This is a genomic window from uncultured Lutibacter sp. (assembly GCF_947495725.1).
Lineage (GTDB): Bacteria > Bacteroidota > Bacteroidia > Flavobacteriales > Flavobacteriaceae > Lutibacter.
Window position 1 is genome coordinate 490,720 of record NZ_CANLZZ010000004.1, and the last position, 17,415, is coordinate 508,134.

Below are 17,415 nucleotides of genomic sequence, written 5' to 3' on the forward strand. Positions count from 1 at the left end.
AATAAAGTTTATCAACTTTGAAAAAAAATAATACAACAGTTAATTAAGTATAAGAATGTGCTTTAAACCTAGAAAAAAAGACTTAAAAAAATTACTATATTTTTTCACTGTCTATCTTCTTAGTTTCAGTTGAAGGCAAAACTAATTGAGAATAATTTAAGCTCCATCCCGAGGTTTCTAATAATTGCTCAATCATTAAAATAGTATCTAAAGCTTCTTTTTTAGCAGCATCAATTAATCCACTTTCTGGAATTTTTTCAACAATAAAAGTTTTCGCCTCTTTATTTAAACCTGTTAAATCGGACGCATCAAATTTATTAAAAAAACCATCAACCTTATCGTAATACTTAACTTCAGTTTCAATAGTTAGAATTTTTGGTTCAGGAAAATGAGTTAGTATAATTTCTTTTTTATTAGTATCTGATTCTAATTTAATTTGAGATAAATCGTAACCTATATGTGCTTTAGCATTAATTAATAATATTGCCTTTTTTTTACTAGTTATAAGGTTTAAAAAATGATTTTTCGTGTTTTCATAATGATAAATTTCAGCAAAATCGCCTTCAACAGAAATTAACTTACAAACACTTTTAATTTTTTCAATTAAAATAACCGATTGTCTTTCTGTTTTTTCAACTCCCTTTTTTTTATTAAAAAAAGACATTCCCCAATACGAGAGCATAACCCCCAATAAAGTTCCTAAAATTAATTCCATAGTTATTGTTCTAATTCAAATATAAGCATAGTTTTTAGATAATAAATAAATCTGAAGCAATACCATCAGACAAAAATTTTCCTTTTTTTGTTGTTGTTAATGTTTGAGTTTCAATATTAAAATCCAATAATTTTTTTTGAAGGAATGGTTTTATGTTCTTTAATAATTTTTCAGAATAACTAGTACCAAAATCACTTTTAATCTTATTTAAATTAACACCCCAAATAGTACGTAAACCAGTCATTATATATTCATTAAATTTATTATTTAATGATAATTTTTCTATTTCAAGTGGTAATTCTCCTGCGTTCAATGATTTAATATATTTTGGATTATTTGAAATATTCCAAGAGCGTTCAACTCCATTAAACGAGTGAGCAGATGGCCCAATACCTAAATATTTTTCTCCTAGCCAATACGAAGTATTATGTTTTGAAAAATATTCGGGTTTTCCAAAATTTGAAATTTCGTACTGAACAAAACCTTGTTTCTTAGTTTCTGCAACCAATATATTAAAATGTTCCAATGCTAAATTTTCATCTAAAGGAGCAACTTTTCCTTTTTTAATAAAACTATATAAAGCTGTTTTTTCTTCCACCGTAAGTGCATAACTTGAAATATGAGGAACACCCAGATTAAAAGCTCTTTGCAAATTTTCTAGCCATTTTTTTTTACTCATATTAGGAACTCCATAAATTAAATCAATAGTTATGTTTTTAAAATATTTCGAAGCATTTTCTATACAACTTTGAGCTTCACTTGCATTATGGGCCCTGTTCATAAACTTTAAATCGTCATCAAAAAACGATTGAATTCCAATGCTTAACCTATTAATTGGTGATTTTGATAATTGTATAATTTTTTCTAGAGTTAAATCATCTGGGTTAGCTTCTAAAGTAATTTCTGGTTTTTCAACTATTTTATAATTGTTATAAATTACATTAAATATGGAATTTATTTCATTAATTGATAATAGTGATGGGGTTCCTCCTCCAAAATAAATAGTTTTAATATTATCACTTTTTAATTCATCTTTACGCAATAACAATTCCTTTTTTATGGCATTAATCATTTCATCTTTTCTTTTTAAGGATGCCGAAAAATGAAAATCGCAATAATAACAAGCTTGTTTACAAAAAGGTATGTGCAAATAAATCCCTGCCAAATCTTAAATTTTAGTATTTGCTAAAAGTACAACAATAAAAAAATATGAAAAAAGTGATTTTTGTTACCTTTTTTAAGCGCACTCTATTGTAAATTTGAGAAAAAGCAAAACATTATGTACACTTATATAGTTTCATTTAAAGTAAAAGAAGGAGAAGGAATTAGTTTTGTTGAGCTGCAAAAGTTTGAAGAACTTACCGAAGCAAAACCAGCTGGCCTAGATCATTTTCATATTTTTAAAGATAGAATTGAAGAAAACAGATACTTTTTAGTTGAATATTGGAACTCAAAAGAAGATCGTGTTAAACTAGAAAATTCTAAAGAGTATCAATTATTTAGAGAACATAGAAAATTGGTAATTGATAAAAAATATGAAACCTATGAATGCGACGTAGTTATTTAAACTACTTTTTTACACGATTGCCGTTTTGTTTAACAAAAGACGCCCAACCAGTATAATTTTTATTGGTTGTAACTTTTCCGCTGTTATAAAAATGACAAACTGCTGCTGCCAAACCATCGGTTGCATCTAAATTTTTAGGAAGTGTTTTTATTTTTAACAAACTCTGTAACATTTTAGCTACCTGTTCTTTACTTGCATTTCCATTACCAGTAATTGCCATTTTAATTTTCTTTGGTGAATATTCTGTAATAGGAACCTCTCTAGAAAGTCCAGCCGCCATTGCAACTCCTTGAGCACGACCAAGTTTTAACATTGATTGTACATTTTTCCCAAAAAAAGGTGCTTCAATTGCTATTTCATCAGGATGATATGTTTCAATTAAATGAATAGTTCTTTCAAAAATTAATTTCAATTTCACGTAGTGATCATCATACTTTTTCAACATCAACTCATCTAGCTGCATTAACTCCATTTTTTTGTTAACAACCTTAATCAATCCAAATCCCATAATGGTTGTCCCTGGATCAATTCCTAATATGATTTTTTCTGAATTCAATTATTCGTTTATTTGTAAAACCAAATGTACAATAACTTATACAAATACAAACCTTACTTTAGTTGGCTTATTAAATTAGGGATTGTATCGGCTGCCATTTATTTTATTTATCAAAAGTTAGCATATAACGAACTTTTATCTTTTGAATTATTTAAAAAACAAGTTGCGTTTTTACTTTCAAATAAGTTATGGACTTTAATTTTAGTGCTTTTTTTTACCGATGCAAATTGGATATTAGAAATTTTTAAATGGAAAACCTTGGTGTCGACCATTAAAAAAACAAGCTTTATAGAAGCCTATGAACAATGTTTGGCATCGCAAACTGTATCTATTATTACTCCTAACAGAATTGGAGAGTATGGAGCTAAAGCACTATATTTTGAAAAAGAAAAAAGAAAAAAAATAGTTTTTTTAAACCTAATTGGAAATTTAACTCAACTAATTATAACAATTGTATTTGGCCTTATTGGAATGGTTTATATTTTTAGTTATTTTAACTTACCTTCAGTTTTATTAAATTTTCAAAACACTTTTATTATTTTAGTTATAATTGTTTTGATTCTTTTTTTTAGAAGAAAACTTAAACTACCAAAACTGTTTAAATACTTTAAAACAATTAACCCTAAAATTATATACAAAACACTCTGTTATTCGTTTTTAAGATATGTGGTTTTCTCTCATCAATTTTATTTTTTATTAATATTATTTGAAATAGAAGCGACTTATTTATCGGTTATGAATTTACTCTTTTGCATGTATTTTTTAGCTTCAACAATTCCAAGTTTAAGTATTTTTGATTGGGCAATTAAAGGTTCATTAGCTGTTTGGCTTTTTAGTTACATACAAGTTAACGAACTAACTATTTTAACTATAACTACTTTAATGTGGTTGTTAAATGTTGTTTTCCCTGCAATTATTGGAAGCTTTTTTATACTTAAATTTAACTCAAAAAAAGTAATATGATAATATTTTTTATTGCCATATCACTTATATATATTATCCTAATTGGTTCTTTTATAATTGGGTTTAATAAGATTAAACAAGTAAAATTAAACCAAACTAAACCAGTAAATTCATTTTCTATAATTATTCCGTTTAGAAATGAAGAAAAACATTTACCTCTTTTATTAAAATCTCTTTCAAATTTAAATTATCCAACTGATTTATTTGAAATTTTACTGATTAATGACGACTCCTCAGATGCTTCTGAAATTATTATTGAAAAATTTAAAAATAATTACCCTAATTTAAATTTAACTATTTTAAACAATATTAGAAAATCCAATTCTCCAAAAAAAGACGCTATTGAAACTGCAATAATGAAAGCACAATATAACTGGATTATCACTACCGATGCTGATTGTATTGTTTCTAAAAATTGGTTGCGTATATTCAATCAAATTATTATAAAAAATGAACCTAAATTTATTGCTGCACCAGTTGATTTTAACAACAAATCTTGTTTTTTACATAATTTTCAAAAATTAAATTTAAACAGTTTAATTGGAAGTACAATTGGTGGATTTGGAATTAAAAAACCCTTTTTATGTAACGGAGCTAACTTGTGTTATAATAAAACTGCATTTTTTGATGTAGATGGATTTAGCGGAAATAATAAAATATCAAGTGGAGACGATATTTTTTTATTGGAAAAATTTCATCAAAATTATCCCAAAAAGGTCTATTTTTTAAAATCGAACGAGGCCACAATTAAAACAAACTCAGAAGTAAGTTGGAAACTTTTTTTTAATCAACAACTACGTTGGGCTTCTAAATCTACATCGTACAAAAATACCTTTTCAAAAATAGTAGCTCTTATAGTATATTTAGAAAATTTAACAATTCCAATACTTACTTTACTAACTCTAATCGCGCCAATTAATAGCAAGTATCTAGCTATTATTTTTATATTAAAAATAAGCGTAGATTTTATTTTATTATCTAAAACAACCTTATTTTTAAATAATAAATTTCCTTTTAAATATTTTTTATTTATTAGTTTACTTTATCCAATTTTTATAGTTTTTGTTGGTACAATGTCGTTATTTATAAATTATAATTGGAAAGGACGCACTTTTAAAAAATAATTTTATTTAGGGTTAAAAAAACCTATTATTAAATCTTCAATATTAAACCATAAAAATATAATTATCAATAGTAAAATTACCAGTATTAGACCTCTTTTATAGTTAGGTTTTTTTCTTTTTTTAAATCTATTTTCCATTAAACCTTATTTTTTAATTGCTCTTAACATTTCTCTTTTTCCTGGAGGTCCAGGCAGCCTTTCAACCTCAAAGCCAACCGTTTGCATCGCTCTTCTAACACTACCTTTGGCACTGTAGGTAACCAAAACTCCATCTTTCTTTAGCGCATCAAACATAATTTTAAAAATATCTTCTGTCCATAACTCTGGCTGAACTCTTGCTCCAAATGCATCAAAATAAATTAAATTAAATGTATTTATATCATTTATTTCATTAAAAAACTGCTTTCTTTTTGTTAATAAAAAATCTGACGAGATTTCTCCATTAATTCCCCAATCTTGTTCATGCATATCTTTAAAAACCGCTTCAAAATTTAAAGCTTTTAATTCTTCAACATAATTTAATTTTTCAATTTCTTGCATAGATACTGGGTATGCTTCTACTCCAACATATTTTATATTTAATTGAAGATTTTTGGCTTCCAAAAACGTAATAAAACTATTTAAACCAGTTCCAAATCCTATTTCTAAAATACTAATTTCGGAATTTGAAAATAGTGATAGCCCACTTTTAATAAAAACATGCATAGCTTCTTGTATTGCTCCATGTTTTGAATGATATTGTTCATTCCAATCGGGCAAATGAATGGTTGAAGAGCCATCAGAAGTAATTATTACTTTTCTTTCCAATTTTTTTTATATTTTAAATTAACAACAAACATCATTAAAACATCACTTACAAAACTCATTACAAGCAAATTACAGCCCGCAATAAAATATTTAGTTTTTATATTTAAGTGAAATAACTTGCGCATAAAATACTAATAACGCAATTTTATTTTCTTGTTACTACTTAAATGAATATTTTTACCCAAATATATTAAAAATAAGGTAGTACAATCAATAGAAAATGAAATTACTATTTAAAAAAAATAAGTAATTTTGTTTAAACTAAATTTACATTAGCAATGGCTTTAGAAATAGAAAAAATAGCAAAATCGAAAATCGCTGAAGTTGATTTTAGTAATTTATCATTTGGTCAAATTTTTACAGATCATATGTTTGAATGCGATTTTGAAAATGGAGAATGGAAAACACCTAAAATTAGGCCTTATCAGCCAATTTCATTTGATCCATCTGCAAAAGTTTTTCATTACGGACAAGCAGTTTTCGAAGGAATGAAAGCCTATAAAGATGACAATGATGATATTTGGTTATTTAGACCAGATCAAAACCAAGCACGTATTAATATTTCTGCAGAAAGACTTGATATGCCAGCTTTCCCTAAAGAATATTTCTTTGAAGGATTAACTGAATTACTAAAATTGGATAGTGAATGGGTTCAAAAAGGAGAAGGAAATTCACTTTACATTAGACCTTTTGTTATTGCTACAGAAAATTGTGTTTCGGCATCGTCATCACTTAAATATAAATTTATGATTATCTGTTCGCCAGTTCAAGCCTATTATGCTGGTGAAGTTAGAGTTGTAATTGCAGACAAATACAGTAGATCTGCAAATGGAGGTGTTGGATTTGCAAAAGCAGCTGGAAATTATGCAGCTTCTTTTTATCCCGCTAAACTTGCAGCAAAACAAGGTTACCAACAAGTATTATGGACCGATGCTTCCACTCATGAGTATTTAGAAGAAGCGGGAACAATGAATGTATTTTTTAGAATAAATGATACATTATTAACAGCTCCAACTAGCGAACGTATTTTAGATGGTGTAACTCGAAAAAGTATCATTCAGTTTGCGGAAGACAAAGGTATTAAAGTTGAAGTAAGGCCAATTAAAGTTTCTGAAATTGTAGAAGCTGCTAAAAATGGCGATTTATTAGAAATGTTTGGAGCAGGAACAGCTGCCGTTGTTAGCCCAATTTTAGGATTCGCTCATAAAAATGAAAAATTTGAATTGCCGAAAGTTGAAAATAGCTATGCATCCTTTATCAAAAAGAGCATAACTGATATCCAAAGAAATCTTGCTGAAGATAAATTCGGATGGAGATTTAAGGTTAAATAATTCATTTTAATATTATTTTGACCAAACACATAACTTTTTATAAATTGCAATATCTTAAAACAATCGGATTCACATCCGATTGTTTGGCATATTTATTGGTCTTAACCAATTAAAAACATACGTATGACTACATTAGAAGAAGCAAAAAAAAATATTCAAGAAAAAGGATTTTTAGATGTTAAAACACCTAAAGACATTGATTATGTTAAAGAAATTAATAAGTTAAGAAAAGAAAAGAACGCTGTTATTTTGGCCCATTACTACCAGGAAGATGCAATACAAGATATTGCTGATTTTGTTGGTGATAGTTTGGCTTTAGCACAAAAAGCTGCCACCACTAGTGCCGATGTAATTGTGTTTGCTGGTGTGCATTTTATGGCTGAAACCGCTAAAATATTAAATCCAGAAAAGAAAGTATTATTACCAGATTTAAAGGCGGGATGTTCATTGGCAGATTCTTGTCCGCCTGCAGATTTCGCTGCCTTTAAAAAAGAACACCCTAATCATATTGTTGTTTCTTATGTAAATACTTCGGCAGAAATTAAAGCGTTAACTGATATTGTTTGTACATCATCAAATGCAGAAAAAATAATAAACTCCATTCCTAAAGATCAACCAATTATTTTTGCTCCAGATAGAAATTTAGGAGCTTGGCTAATTAAAAAAACTGGAAGAGACATGTTACTTTGGGATGGTGCTTGTATGGTTCACGAAGCATTTTCAATTGATAAAATTTTAAGCCTCCACGCCGAAAATCCTGAAGCTGAAATTATTGCGCACCCAGAGTCCCAAGCGCATTTATTAAAAGTTGCCAAATATGTTGGATCAACATCAGGTTTATTAAATTATGTTAAAAATAGTGAAGCAAAAGCGTTTATTGTTGCTACCGAAGTTGGTATTTTACATAAAATGAGGCAAGAATCACCAGATAAAATATTAATTCCTGCTCCAGTTGAAGACGACAATTGTAATTGTAGTGAATGTTTTTATATGAAAATGAATACTATGAAAAAATTGTATTTATGCCTAAAACATGAATTGCCAAATGTTGAAGTTGAAGCAGAATTAAGTAAAAAAGCCTTAGTTTCAATTGAAAGAATGTTAGAACTTTCAAAATAACAACAATCAAATGAACGCTGAAAAAAAAATACATCGCTCCGATTTTTTAGTAATAGGTTCAGGAATTGCAGGACTTACATTCGCATTAAAAACGGCAAATGAATTTAAAGATTCTTCAATTACTATTATTACCAAAGACGAAAAAAATGAGTGTAATACTAAATATGCACAAGGAGGTATTTCTACAGTTTGGGATAAAACAGTTGATTCATTTGAGCAACATATTAAAGACACTTTAATTGCTGGTGATGGTCTTTGCGATGAGAAAATCGTAAAAATGGTAGTGGAAAATGCTCCTAATAGATTAAAAGATTTAATCGAATGGGGTACTAAATTTGATAAAACAGAAGGTGGTAAATATTCACTTGGAAGAGAAGGTGGACATTCACAAGATCGTGTTTTGCACCATAAAGATATTACTGGAGCAGAGATTGAAAGAGCTCTAATTGAGCAAGTTGAAGAAACTAAAAACATTACCTTTTTAACACATCACTACGCAATTGACTTAATTACCGAACATCAAATAAAAAAGAAAAAAACTAAAAGAAAAGGAAAAATTACTTGCTACGGTGCATACGTTTTAGATGAAAAAAAAGGAGTTGTAAAAACCTTTTCTTCAAAAGTAACAATGCTTGCTACTGGTGGAAATGGACAAGTTTATAATACTACAACAAATCCTGTTGTTGCTACTGGAGATGGTATAGCAATGGCGTATAGAGCCAAAGCAGAAATTTCGGATGTTGAATTTATTCAATTTCACCCAACTGCATTATATAACCCTGGTGAGTATCCTGCATTTTTAATTTCAGAAGCAGTGCGGGGCGAAGGCGCTATTTTAAGAGATTTTTATGGCGACAGATTTATGAAAAAATATGACAGTCGTGAAGAACTTGCTTCTCGTGATATTGTTGCCCGAGCTATTGACAATGAACTTAAGAAAAGTGGTACACCACATGTATATTTAGATTGCACTCATTTAGATTATAATGCATTTAAAAAGCATTTTCCTAATATTACTGAAAAATGTTTAACTCTTGGAATTGATGTTCGCAATGATTACATACCAGTTTCTCCTGCACAACATTATATTTGCGGAGGTGTAAATATTAACAAAAATGGAAAAACCTCCATAAAAAATTTATATGCCTCGGGTGAAGTTACAAGATCCGGTTTACATGGTGCTAATAGGTTAGCTTCAAATTCATTATTAGAAGGAATCGTGTTTTCACATAACGCTTGCTTCAATTTAAAGAAAAGATTTTATAAAATTGATGAACCAAGCAACATTCCTGTTTGGAATGACAGTGGAGTAGTAAAAAATATGGAAAAAATATTGATTACGCATGATAGAAATGAAGTAAAAACCATTATGAGTAATTATGTTGGAATTGTTCGATCAAATGAAAGATTACTTCGAGCCGAGCGAAAACTTAGAGTTTTATATGAAGATAATAAACGTTTATACGATCATTCTGAACTTTCAACAGATTTATGTGAATTAAGAAATTTAATTACAACTGCATATTTAATTACCCAATTTTCAAAAAACAGAAAAGAAAACCGTGGTGGATTTTATAGCGCCGATTTAGTTGATAACAAACTTATTACTTAATCTCTCTTACTCTATTTTAGTCTAACATTTACAAACTGTTAATTAGTGTTAACAAAATTGTTTTGCAACTAAGTTGTCACTATTTTTGTCTCTAAAGTAATAAACGTATATTTTACTTTTATTATAGGTTTAACCAAACAAAAATCTACCATTAAAAATAAAATTAATGAAAAAAGTTTTTTTTATAATAGCGTTTATTAGTTGCCAATTTATATCTATTGGTCAAAATATAGTTGCCAAAAACTCTGACTCAATTCCTTCAATTATTGAAAAGGTATATTTACATACGGATAGATCGTTTTTTAATTTAGGTGAGTCTTTATGGTACAAGGCTTATTTAACAGAAGCTAAGGAAAACAAACTTTTAAATCATAGTAATTTGTTATATGTGGAATTAATTTCCTCAGACTCTACAATTGTTAAAAGAAATACAACCTTCATAAATAATGGTATTGGCCACGGAGATTTTATGCTTACCGATTCTGTAGGAGTATCTGCGGGAACATATCAACTGAGAGCATATACAAATTGGATGCGAAATTTTAACGATAATTTTGTATTTAAAAAAGAAATTGAGATTGTTAATTTAAATGAGAAAAAAGAACTTAACTCTAGTGAAGATTTAAAACCACTAAAAAAGACAAAAGCTAGCGAAAAAAAAGATGCTATTATAGATGAAAAAGTTATTGATCTTCAATTTTTTCCTGAAGGAGGTTCACTAATATCAGGAGTACCTGCAACCGTTGCTTTTAAGGCAACCGACAAAAATGGTTTTCCTATTAACATTGAAGGAAATATAATTGATAGTAATAAAAATAAAGTTGCATCATTTAAATCAATACATGATGGAATGGGAAAATTTAAATTTATTCCATCTCCAAATGAAATATATGTTGCGGAAACTACAAACTTTGATGATATCCAAACAACAGTTCAACTTCCTCCAACAGAAATGTATGGTTATTCTCTTAGTATAAGTAAATTGGATAAAAAAATTATAGGATCTATAAAAACTAACGCAAAAACGTTAAACAATAAACCAAATTCTACATTTAGAATTGTTCTTTCAATACGCGGTGAAATTTATTTTGAAGGTGCTGTATCAGTATCCAAGTTAAATTCTGTTTTCCTTTTACCAACCAATGATATTCCTTCGGGAATTGCCCAAGTTACCATATTTGATGAAGAAGGAAAACCACATGGAGAACGACTTACTTATATTGATAATGAGAACAATAATATTAATGTTACTGTAAATGCGGATAAAAACGAATATAATGTTAAAGAAAAAGTAAACTTACTTGTTTCTGCAAAAACTAAAGAAGGAAATGCGATTCCTGCTAGTTTTTCAATTGCAGCAACCGATTCTAATAACTTAGATCCAAAATTGGATAATGGAATGAATATTTGTTCTTACTTTTTAATGCAATCAGATATAAAAGGTAAAGTATATAATCCTGGTTACTATTTTAATACTTCAAATGTTGATAGACTTCAAAATCTAGATTTACTATTGTTAACTCAAGGGTGGAGAGATTTTATTTGGAAAAAAGAGGGTAATTTATATAACAAAAAATTCCATAAAGTTGAAAAAGGTTTTAGTGTTTCAGGTAAAGTAAAAAAATTATTTGCATCTACTGCCAAACAAGACAATGATGTTTATTTATATTATGTAAATCAAGGAAAATCTAACTTAAAATTTGATGTTACAGATAGTCTTGGGAAATTTGAATTTAATAACCTACTTCTTGTTGGCAAAACTGGTTTAAGGTTTAGTGTAAAAGACAAAAAGAATAGAAATAAAGGTATGATTGTTATGGATTCTATTAATATAGCTCCATTACCAATTGATTTTAAAAATTTAAAACCTATTGCTCAGGAAAAAAGTAAAAAAGAGATTTTTAAAGAAAACTTATTCAAAAAATTTGTTGAATTTGACGTTCCTTTAAACAATCAACTAGATGAAGTATTAATTGTAGGTAAGAAAAAAGTTGAAGAAGACCGCAACGGAATTGGTTTTAGTGATTATAGCTATGATGCAACAAAAGAAGATGCCAACTTTACCCGAATATATGACTTAATAGAATTCTCAATACCTGGAACCGTAGTTTTTAGTGATACTATAAGTTTTCGAAGAAATAATGGAGCTCCTGCATTAATTATTGTTGATGAGATTGAAACTGAATCGACTGACCTAAGTTCAATTCCGGCCAATAGTGTAGCCAAAATTGAGGCTTTAATTGGAGCAAATGCTGCAGGTTTTGGACCAAGAGGTGTTAATGGTGTTATTTTAATTTACACTAAAACTGGAGAAGGAATTCCTACTGAAAAAAGAAAATTCCATACTACCACTAAAATAATTGATGGTTTCTATGACGCTCGAAGCTTCTATTCTCCAAACTATGATATTGAAAAAACAGAAATGGCTTGGGATGAAGCAAGTGATATTAGAAACACTCTTTATTGGAATCCATATGTACACCCAGATAAGGATGGTAATGCTAAATTAACTTATTATAATAGCGAAGTCCCTACAGATGTAAATATTACTTTGGAAGGGATAACAACTAGCGGTATTCCAATTGTTGTTAAAACTCAATATAAAATTTTAGAATAATAAAAGTTACTTTTTTAAATTTAAAAGTAAACACAAAATTTAATTATGCTTTTGAGTTTAATATTTTTAAAATATTAGGTTTAAAATAATTTGGACCTTTCATTACTTTTCCATCTTCTCTATAAATAGGGTTTCCATCGGCACCCAACTTACTCATATTACTTCTTTGAATTTCATTAAATACCTCTTCAATTTTATATTGCATTCCGTGCTCTAAAATAGTTCCACATAATATATATAGCATATCACCTAAAGCATCTGCAACCTCAACTAAATCATTGTTTTTTGCAGCTTCCAAATATTCTTCATTTTCTTCGGCCATTAAATTAAAACGTAATTCTATTTTATCTAATGGTAAATTTGCCTTTGGATTGTTTTGGACACCTAATCCAAATGATTTATGAAACTCCTCTACTGCTTTTAATTTGTTTTTCATCTTTAAATTTTATGTACTTTTGAGTTTAAATATACACAAATAATATGTTTACAAAAGGTCAATTAATATTTGCAGGTTGTTTTGTTATTGTTTTTACACTCTTAATGATTTGGAGTTATAGAAAAGATATTAAAATTCATAAAAAACATTATAAAAATACCTTTATAATATTAATCGCTATTTTTTTAGTAATTGCAATTTTTACTTTAATTACTTTTTCAATGCACTAATTCATTTTCTCAACATCACTTAAAATACTGTGATCCAATACAGTATACCCCTGTTCATTAAAAGAAAATGATTGTTTAAATTTAACATCAAATAACAATTTATTTATTTTATAAGAATGTATTTGATTTACCGTTTGTGAAAATGTTTCATCGTGATATTGAACCAAAATATACAATTCGGCATCAATGTGTTTAATTTGTTCTTTGGTTAATCCATTAAAAGGACTATTTTCATCTATTTTGTGAACAATTGTCCAAGTGGTAGTTAAGTATTTTAGGTTATCTATTTCCAAGTCCAATTTAAAAAAATCTTTCTTAAAATTATTTAAACCATCATTAACAGATTTTGCAAAAATTACAGTTACATTTGGATCAATCATAAGATTTGCTCTATAATTCATAAGCTTAAACATAATAGCTTTTCCATCTTCAAAATCTCTAATTATAAAATTATTGCTAAACTTTACAGCTGCTTTTGGTTTGGAAAATCTACCATATAACAAACCTGTAATAAATGAAAAACTTAATAAACCAGCTAATGCTTGAAAAGTTGAAATAACATTCCCCCAAAAACCCTGTGGAGAAATACTACCGTAACCTACAGTTGTAATAGTTTGTGCGCTAAAAAAGAAAGCATTAAAAAAATCATCCAAACTACTTCCTGTTGGTTGTGTTATTTCTTCTATACCCACAATAATATACATTGAAGCAAAAAACAGATTTACAATTATATATGATATAAAAACAAAAAAGAAAAATTTACCCCATGATATATCAATTAAAAAAGCATACATATCATTAACACTAAATGCTTTATTTTTATGTATTACATTGGATTTACCGCTTTTGTCAATCATACTTTGGGAATTCTTGCTTGAAGAATAGCCAAAACCGGGGTCTTTTATTTTTTCCATTTTTAAACTTTGAAAGTAATGGTCTAAAATAAATTAATTAAATTTAACAATCTAAATTTTTTGATTATGAAAGCTTTAAAATACATACTTCTTTTAGTGTTAATTCTAATAATTGGCTGCTCTATTTATATTGCAACTTTAAATGGAGAATATGATATCCAATCCAAAAAAACAATTAAAGCTCCTTCTGAAGTAATTTTTAACAACATTAACGATTTTAAAAATTGGAAAGATTGGGGGCCTTGGTATGAAATGGATTCTACAATTGTTGCTTCTTATCCAGAAATTACCTCGGGTGAAGGTGCTTCATATAGTTGGACTGGAAAAGATGGAGCGGGTTCAATGAAAACGCTCTCATTAATTCCAAATAAAGAACTAATTCAAGAAATTCAATTTTCTCAAGGAAGCCCATCTGAAGTTTATTGGGATATAACAAGAACCGATTATGGGAATGAAGTTACTTGGGGAATGAAAGGTAAAAGTACTTTTGGAGAAAAAATATATTGGTTAACTCAAGGCGGAATTGAAAAAAATTTAAAACCTATGTTTGATCGCGGTTTAGAATTATTGGATGCCCATTTACTAAAGGAAATGGATAAACACTCATTTGATTTTAAAGGAGCTGTTGATCACGGAGGTGGTTATTATCTATATCAAACTACTTCTTGCAAAATTGAACAATCCGATAAAAAAATGCAAGAAATGTTAACTGCCGTTATTGGTTATGTAAAAGAAAACGAGATTCAATCGTATGGAAAACCATTTTTAATTACACATAAATGGGATGAAGTAAATAAAACTACTATGTTTTCTGTTTGTTATCCTATAAATGAAAGATTAGAAACCACTGGAGACATTTTAACCGGTTATTTAAAACCTCAAAAAACATTTAAAACTGTTTTTAAAGGAAATTATAAATATTCTGAACTAGCTTGGAATTCAGCTTTTCAGGAATTAGCAAAACAAGGTTTTAAATTTATTGATACAAGCGAACCTTTTGAAGTTTATTTGGTAAGTCCACGAGAAACTGAAAACCCAGCACATTGGGTTACAGAAATATATTTACCTATTGAATAAAATAAAAAAGAGGTTTCAAATTTGAAACCTCTTTTTTTATACTTCGTTATATCTAAAACAATCAATTACGTGATCATTTACCATTCCAGTAGCTTGCATATGCGCATAAATGACGGTAGAACCCACAAACTTAAATCCACGTTTTTTTAAGTCTTTAGAAATTTTATCTGAAAGTTCCGTTGTAGCAGGAACTTCACCTAAACTTTTAGCCTTATTTTTAATAGGTTTTCCATCTGTAAAACTCCAAATATATTTTGAAAACGAACCAAATTCTTTTTGAACCTCCATAAAAGCCACAGCATTTGAAATAGTTGCTTTAATCTTTAATTTGTTTCTAACAATTCCGGCATTATTTATCAGTTCGTTAAACTTTTCTTCATTATAATTAGCAATTTTTTCATAATCAAAATTATCAAAAGCAGCTCTAAAATTTTCTCGTTTTCTTAATATGGTTATCCAACTTAACCCTGCCTGAAAAGTTTCTAAAATTAAAAACTCAAACAATTTATCATCATCATAAACTGGGACTCCCCACTCTGTATCGTGATATTCCTTATACAATGGATCATTTCCACACCAACTACATCTATTTTTTTCCATACATTTTATTATTAATAACCAGCTGCTTGACCGTCTTTTCTCGATTCTGAAGCTCCAAAATACACATTATTTTCAGCATCATACATAATTGCCTGATACCCTCCAAAATAACCTCCAAACCCAACTTTATGTCCTTTTGAAATTAATTGCTGAATCACTTCAAAATCAAATCCGCTTTCTAATTTAATTTCCCCTTTTCCTTCAATCTTTTCACCCGTTGGAGATGAGGAACCTGTATGCTCCATTCTAGGTGCATCCCCTGCTTCTTGTAAATTCATACCAAAGTCAATTAAATTCATTACAATTTGCGTATGACCTTGCGGTTGAAAATCACCACCCATTACACCAAAACTTACCCAGGGTTTACCCTTTTTTGTAATAAATGCAGGAATAATGGTGTGAAAAGGTCTTTTTCCAGGTTCGTATGTGTTAAAATGGCCTTCTTCCAAATTGAACAATTCTCCTCTATCTTGCAACATAAAACCTAATTTTGGAGGTACCATACCAGATCCCATTCCTCTATAATTACTTTGAATTAGAGAAATCATATTCCCATTTTTATCGGCAACCGTCATATAAATTGTTTCTCCAGCACTTATTTGTCCTGCTTTATACACTCCTGCTCTATCTTTAATTTCTTTTTTGCGTTTTTTTGCATATTCTTTCGAAATTAATTCTTCAACAGGCACTTTCGCAAAGTCCATATCTGCATAATATTTAGATCTATCTTCAAAAGCTATTTTTTTAGCTTCTGTAACAATATGAATATGTTGAGCACTTCCATAATTAATATTTGAAAAATCATATTGCTCAATAATATTTAACATTTGTAAAGCTGCAATTCCTTGTCCGTTTGGTGGTAATTCCCAAACATCAAAACCTCTGTAATTTGTAGATACTGGTGTAACCCATTCCGATTTATGAGAAGCCAAATCTTTATAAGATAGAAAACCACCTTGATCTTTTATAAAATTTGAAATTGTTTTGGCTATAGAACCTTTATAAAAGGCATCTCTTCCTTCTTTTGCTATTTTTAAATATGTTTCAGCCAAATAAGGATTTTTAAAAATTTGCCCTTTTTTAGGTGCTTTTCCATTCAGCCCGTAAGTTTCCATAACATTTGGGAATTTGGAAGCGTAATAAGGTACAGATCTATTCAAATAATACCCAATTAATTCTGTAACTGGAAATCCTTCATTGGCATAATTAATTGAAGGTTGCAAAATTTCTTCCATTGATAATTTTCCAAACTTTTTATGTAGTTCAAACCAACCATCAACACATCCAGGTACACTAACTGGTAATGGACCTATTGAAGGAATTTTTTTATAATTGTTATCTTTAAAATACTTTAATGTTAAACTTTTTGGCGAACGACCACTTGCATTTAAACCATATAATTCATTTGTTTTGGCGTCCCAAACAATTGCAAATAAATCGCCACCAATTCCACTACCCGTTGGTTCCATTAAACCTAGGGCCGCATTTGCAGCAATGGCGGCATCAATGGCAGTTCCTCCTTTTTTTAATATATCTAACCCAATTTGTGTGGCTAGAGGATGACTGGTAGCAACCATTCCATTTTTTGCAATAACTTCTGAACGAGTTACAAAATTTGAACCTGTAAGTCTATCTTGTGCAACACCTTGAAAAACAATAATTGAAATGAAAAGAGTTAGTAAATATCTCATTTTGAATTAATTTTGATTGAATTTACCCAAATTTAAGTTAAAATACTTAAAAAATTG

General features: G+C 28.7%; 16 protein-coding genes. 8 read left to right on the top strand and 8 right to left on the bottom strand.

Annotated features, from left to right (window positions below; all coding sequences use genetic code 11):
- Nucleotides 1–94 precede the first annotated feature (94 nt).
- Together Q0776_RS11720 and hemW are read right to left on the bottom strand one after the other, a co-directional pair.
- Nucleotides 95–715, bottom strand: coding sequence for a DUF4230 domain-containing protein (locus Q0776_RS11720; RefSeq protein ID WP_298368399.1), 621 nt, complete (start codon nt 713–715; stop codon nt 95–97).
- A gap of 34 nt (nt 716–749) precedes the next feature.
- Complete coding sequence (hemW, locus tag Q0776_RS11725) at nt 750–1,880, bottom strand: radical SAM family heme chaperone HemW (RefSeq protein WP_298368401.1); 1,131 nt, start codon at nt 1,878–1,880, stop codon at nt 750–752.
- Between the two features lie 114 nt (nt 1,881–1,994).
- Here hemW and Q0776_RS11730 point away from each other — a divergent pair, with 114 nt between their 5' ends.
- Nucleotides 1,995–2,282: an antibiotic biosynthesis monooxygenase gene (locus Q0776_RS11730; RefSeq protein WP_298368403.1), complete on the top strand. Its 288-nt coding sequence runs from the start codon at nt 1,995–1,997 to the stop codon at nt 2,280–2,282.
- Between the two features lies 1 nt (nt 2,283).
- On the opposite strand, the gene ruvC is transcribed toward Q0776_RS11730, so the two are convergent.
- Nucleotides 2,284–2,838 carry a crossover junction endodeoxyribonuclease RuvC gene (gene ruvC, locus Q0776_RS11735; protein WP_298368406.1) on the bottom strand — a complete coding sequence of 185 codons (555 nt, stop codon included), beginning with the start codon at nt 2,836–2,838 and terminating at the stop codon, nt 2,284–2,286.
- A gap of 24 nt (nt 2,839–2,862) precedes the next feature.
- On the opposite strand from ruvC, the gene Q0776_RS11740 reads away from it, so the two are divergent.
- Nucleotides 2,863–3,801 carry a lysylphosphatidylglycerol synthase domain-containing protein gene (locus Q0776_RS11740; protein WP_298368408.1) on the top strand — a complete coding sequence of 313 codons (939 nt, stop codon included), beginning with the start codon at nt 2,863–2,865 and terminating at the stop codon, nt 3,799–3,801.
- Nucleotides 3,798–4,925 carry a glycosyltransferase gene (locus Q0776_RS11745; protein WP_298368410.1) on the top strand — a complete coding sequence of 376 codons (1,128 nt, stop codon included), beginning with the start codon at nt 3,798–3,800 and terminating at the stop codon, nt 4,923–4,925. Before Q0776_RS11740 ends, Q0776_RS11745 begins: the two co-directional genes overlap by 4 nt.
- Before the next feature lie 143 nt (nt 4,926–5,068).
- On the opposite strand, the gene mnmD is transcribed toward Q0776_RS11745, so the two are convergent.
- Nucleotides 5,069–5,731 (bottom strand): tRNA (5-methylaminomethyl-2-thiouridine)(34)-methyltransferase MnmD, encoded by a 663-nt coding sequence (gene mnmD / locus Q0776_RS11750; RefSeq protein ID WP_298368413.1) that lies wholly within the window; start codon nt 5,729–5,731, stop codon nt 5,069–5,071.
- A 278-nt stretch (nt 5,732–6,009) separates the two neighbouring features.
- Between mnmD and Q0776_RS11755 the strand changes: the two genes are divergently transcribed.
- The 4 genes from Q0776_RS11755 (at nt 6,010) to Q0776_RS11770 (ending at nt 12,410) form a co-directional block, all read left to right on the top strand.
- On the top strand, nt 6,010–7,062 hold the full coding sequence (locus Q0776_RS11755) for a branched-chain amino acid aminotransferase (RefSeq protein ID WP_298368416.1): 1,053 nt from the start codon (nt 6,010–6,012) through the stop codon (nt 7,060–7,062).
- Between the two features lie 123 nt (nt 7,063–7,185).
- Entirely contained in the window at nt 7,186–8,181 is a 996-nt protein-coding gene (gene nadA, locus Q0776_RS11760) for a quinolinate synthase NadA (protein WP_298368418.1), read from the top strand.
- A gap of 10 nt (nt 8,182–8,191) precedes the next feature.
- The gene (gene nadB / locus Q0776_RS11765) at nt 8,192–9,793 is read left to right on the top strand and encodes an L-aspartate oxidase (protein WP_298368420.1); all 1,602 of its coding nucleotides are present in this window, start codon (nt 8,192–8,194) and stop codon (nt 9,791–9,793) included.
- A gap of 166 nt (nt 9,794–9,959) precedes the next feature.
- Nucleotides 9,960–12,410 (top strand): hypothetical protein, encoded by a 2,451-nt coding sequence (locus Q0776_RS11770; RefSeq protein WP_298368423.1) that lies wholly within the window; start codon nt 9,960–9,962, stop codon nt 12,408–12,410.
- A 43-nt stretch (nt 12,411–12,453) separates the two neighbouring features.
- Here Q0776_RS11770 and Q0776_RS11775 read toward each other — a convergent pair whose 3' ends face one another.
- The gene (locus Q0776_RS11775) at nt 12,454–12,846 is read right to left on the bottom strand and encodes a nucleoside triphosphate pyrophosphohydrolase family protein (protein WP_298368426.1); all 393 of its coding nucleotides are present in this window, start codon (nt 12,844–12,846) and stop codon (nt 12,454–12,456) included.
- Between the two features lie 226 nt (nt 12,847–13,072).
- A complete protein-coding gene (locus tag Q0776_RS11785) occupies nt 13,073–13,990 on the bottom strand; it encodes an ion channel (protein WP_298368431.1) in 918 nt (305 codons plus the stop codon).
- 66 nt (nt 13,991–14,056) lie between these two features.
- Here Q0776_RS11785 and Q0776_RS11790 point away from each other — a divergent pair, with 66 nt between their 5' ends.
- Nucleotides 14,057–15,067, top strand: a complete 1,011-nt coding sequence (locus Q0776_RS11790; RefSeq protein WP_298368434.1) for a GyrI-like domain-containing protein — start codon at nt 14,057–14,059, stop codon at nt 15,065–15,067.
- Nucleotides 15,068–15,103: 36 nt separating this feature from the next.
- On the opposite strand, the gene Q0776_RS11795 is transcribed toward Q0776_RS11790, so the two are convergent.
- Together Q0776_RS11795 and ggt are read right to left on the bottom strand one after the other, a co-directional pair.
- Nucleotides 15,104–15,667, bottom strand: a complete 564-nt coding sequence (locus tag Q0776_RS11795; RefSeq protein WP_298368436.1) for a DNA-3-methyladenine glycosylase I — start codon at nt 15,665–15,667, stop codon at nt 15,104–15,106.
- 11 nt (nt 15,668–15,678) lie between these two features.
- Complete coding sequence (gene ggt / locus Q0776_RS11800) at nt 15,679–17,358, bottom strand: gamma-glutamyltransferase (protein WP_298368437.1); 1,680 nt, start codon at nt 17,356–17,358, stop codon at nt 15,679–15,681.
- Nucleotides 17,359–17,415: the final 57 nt, after the last annotated feature.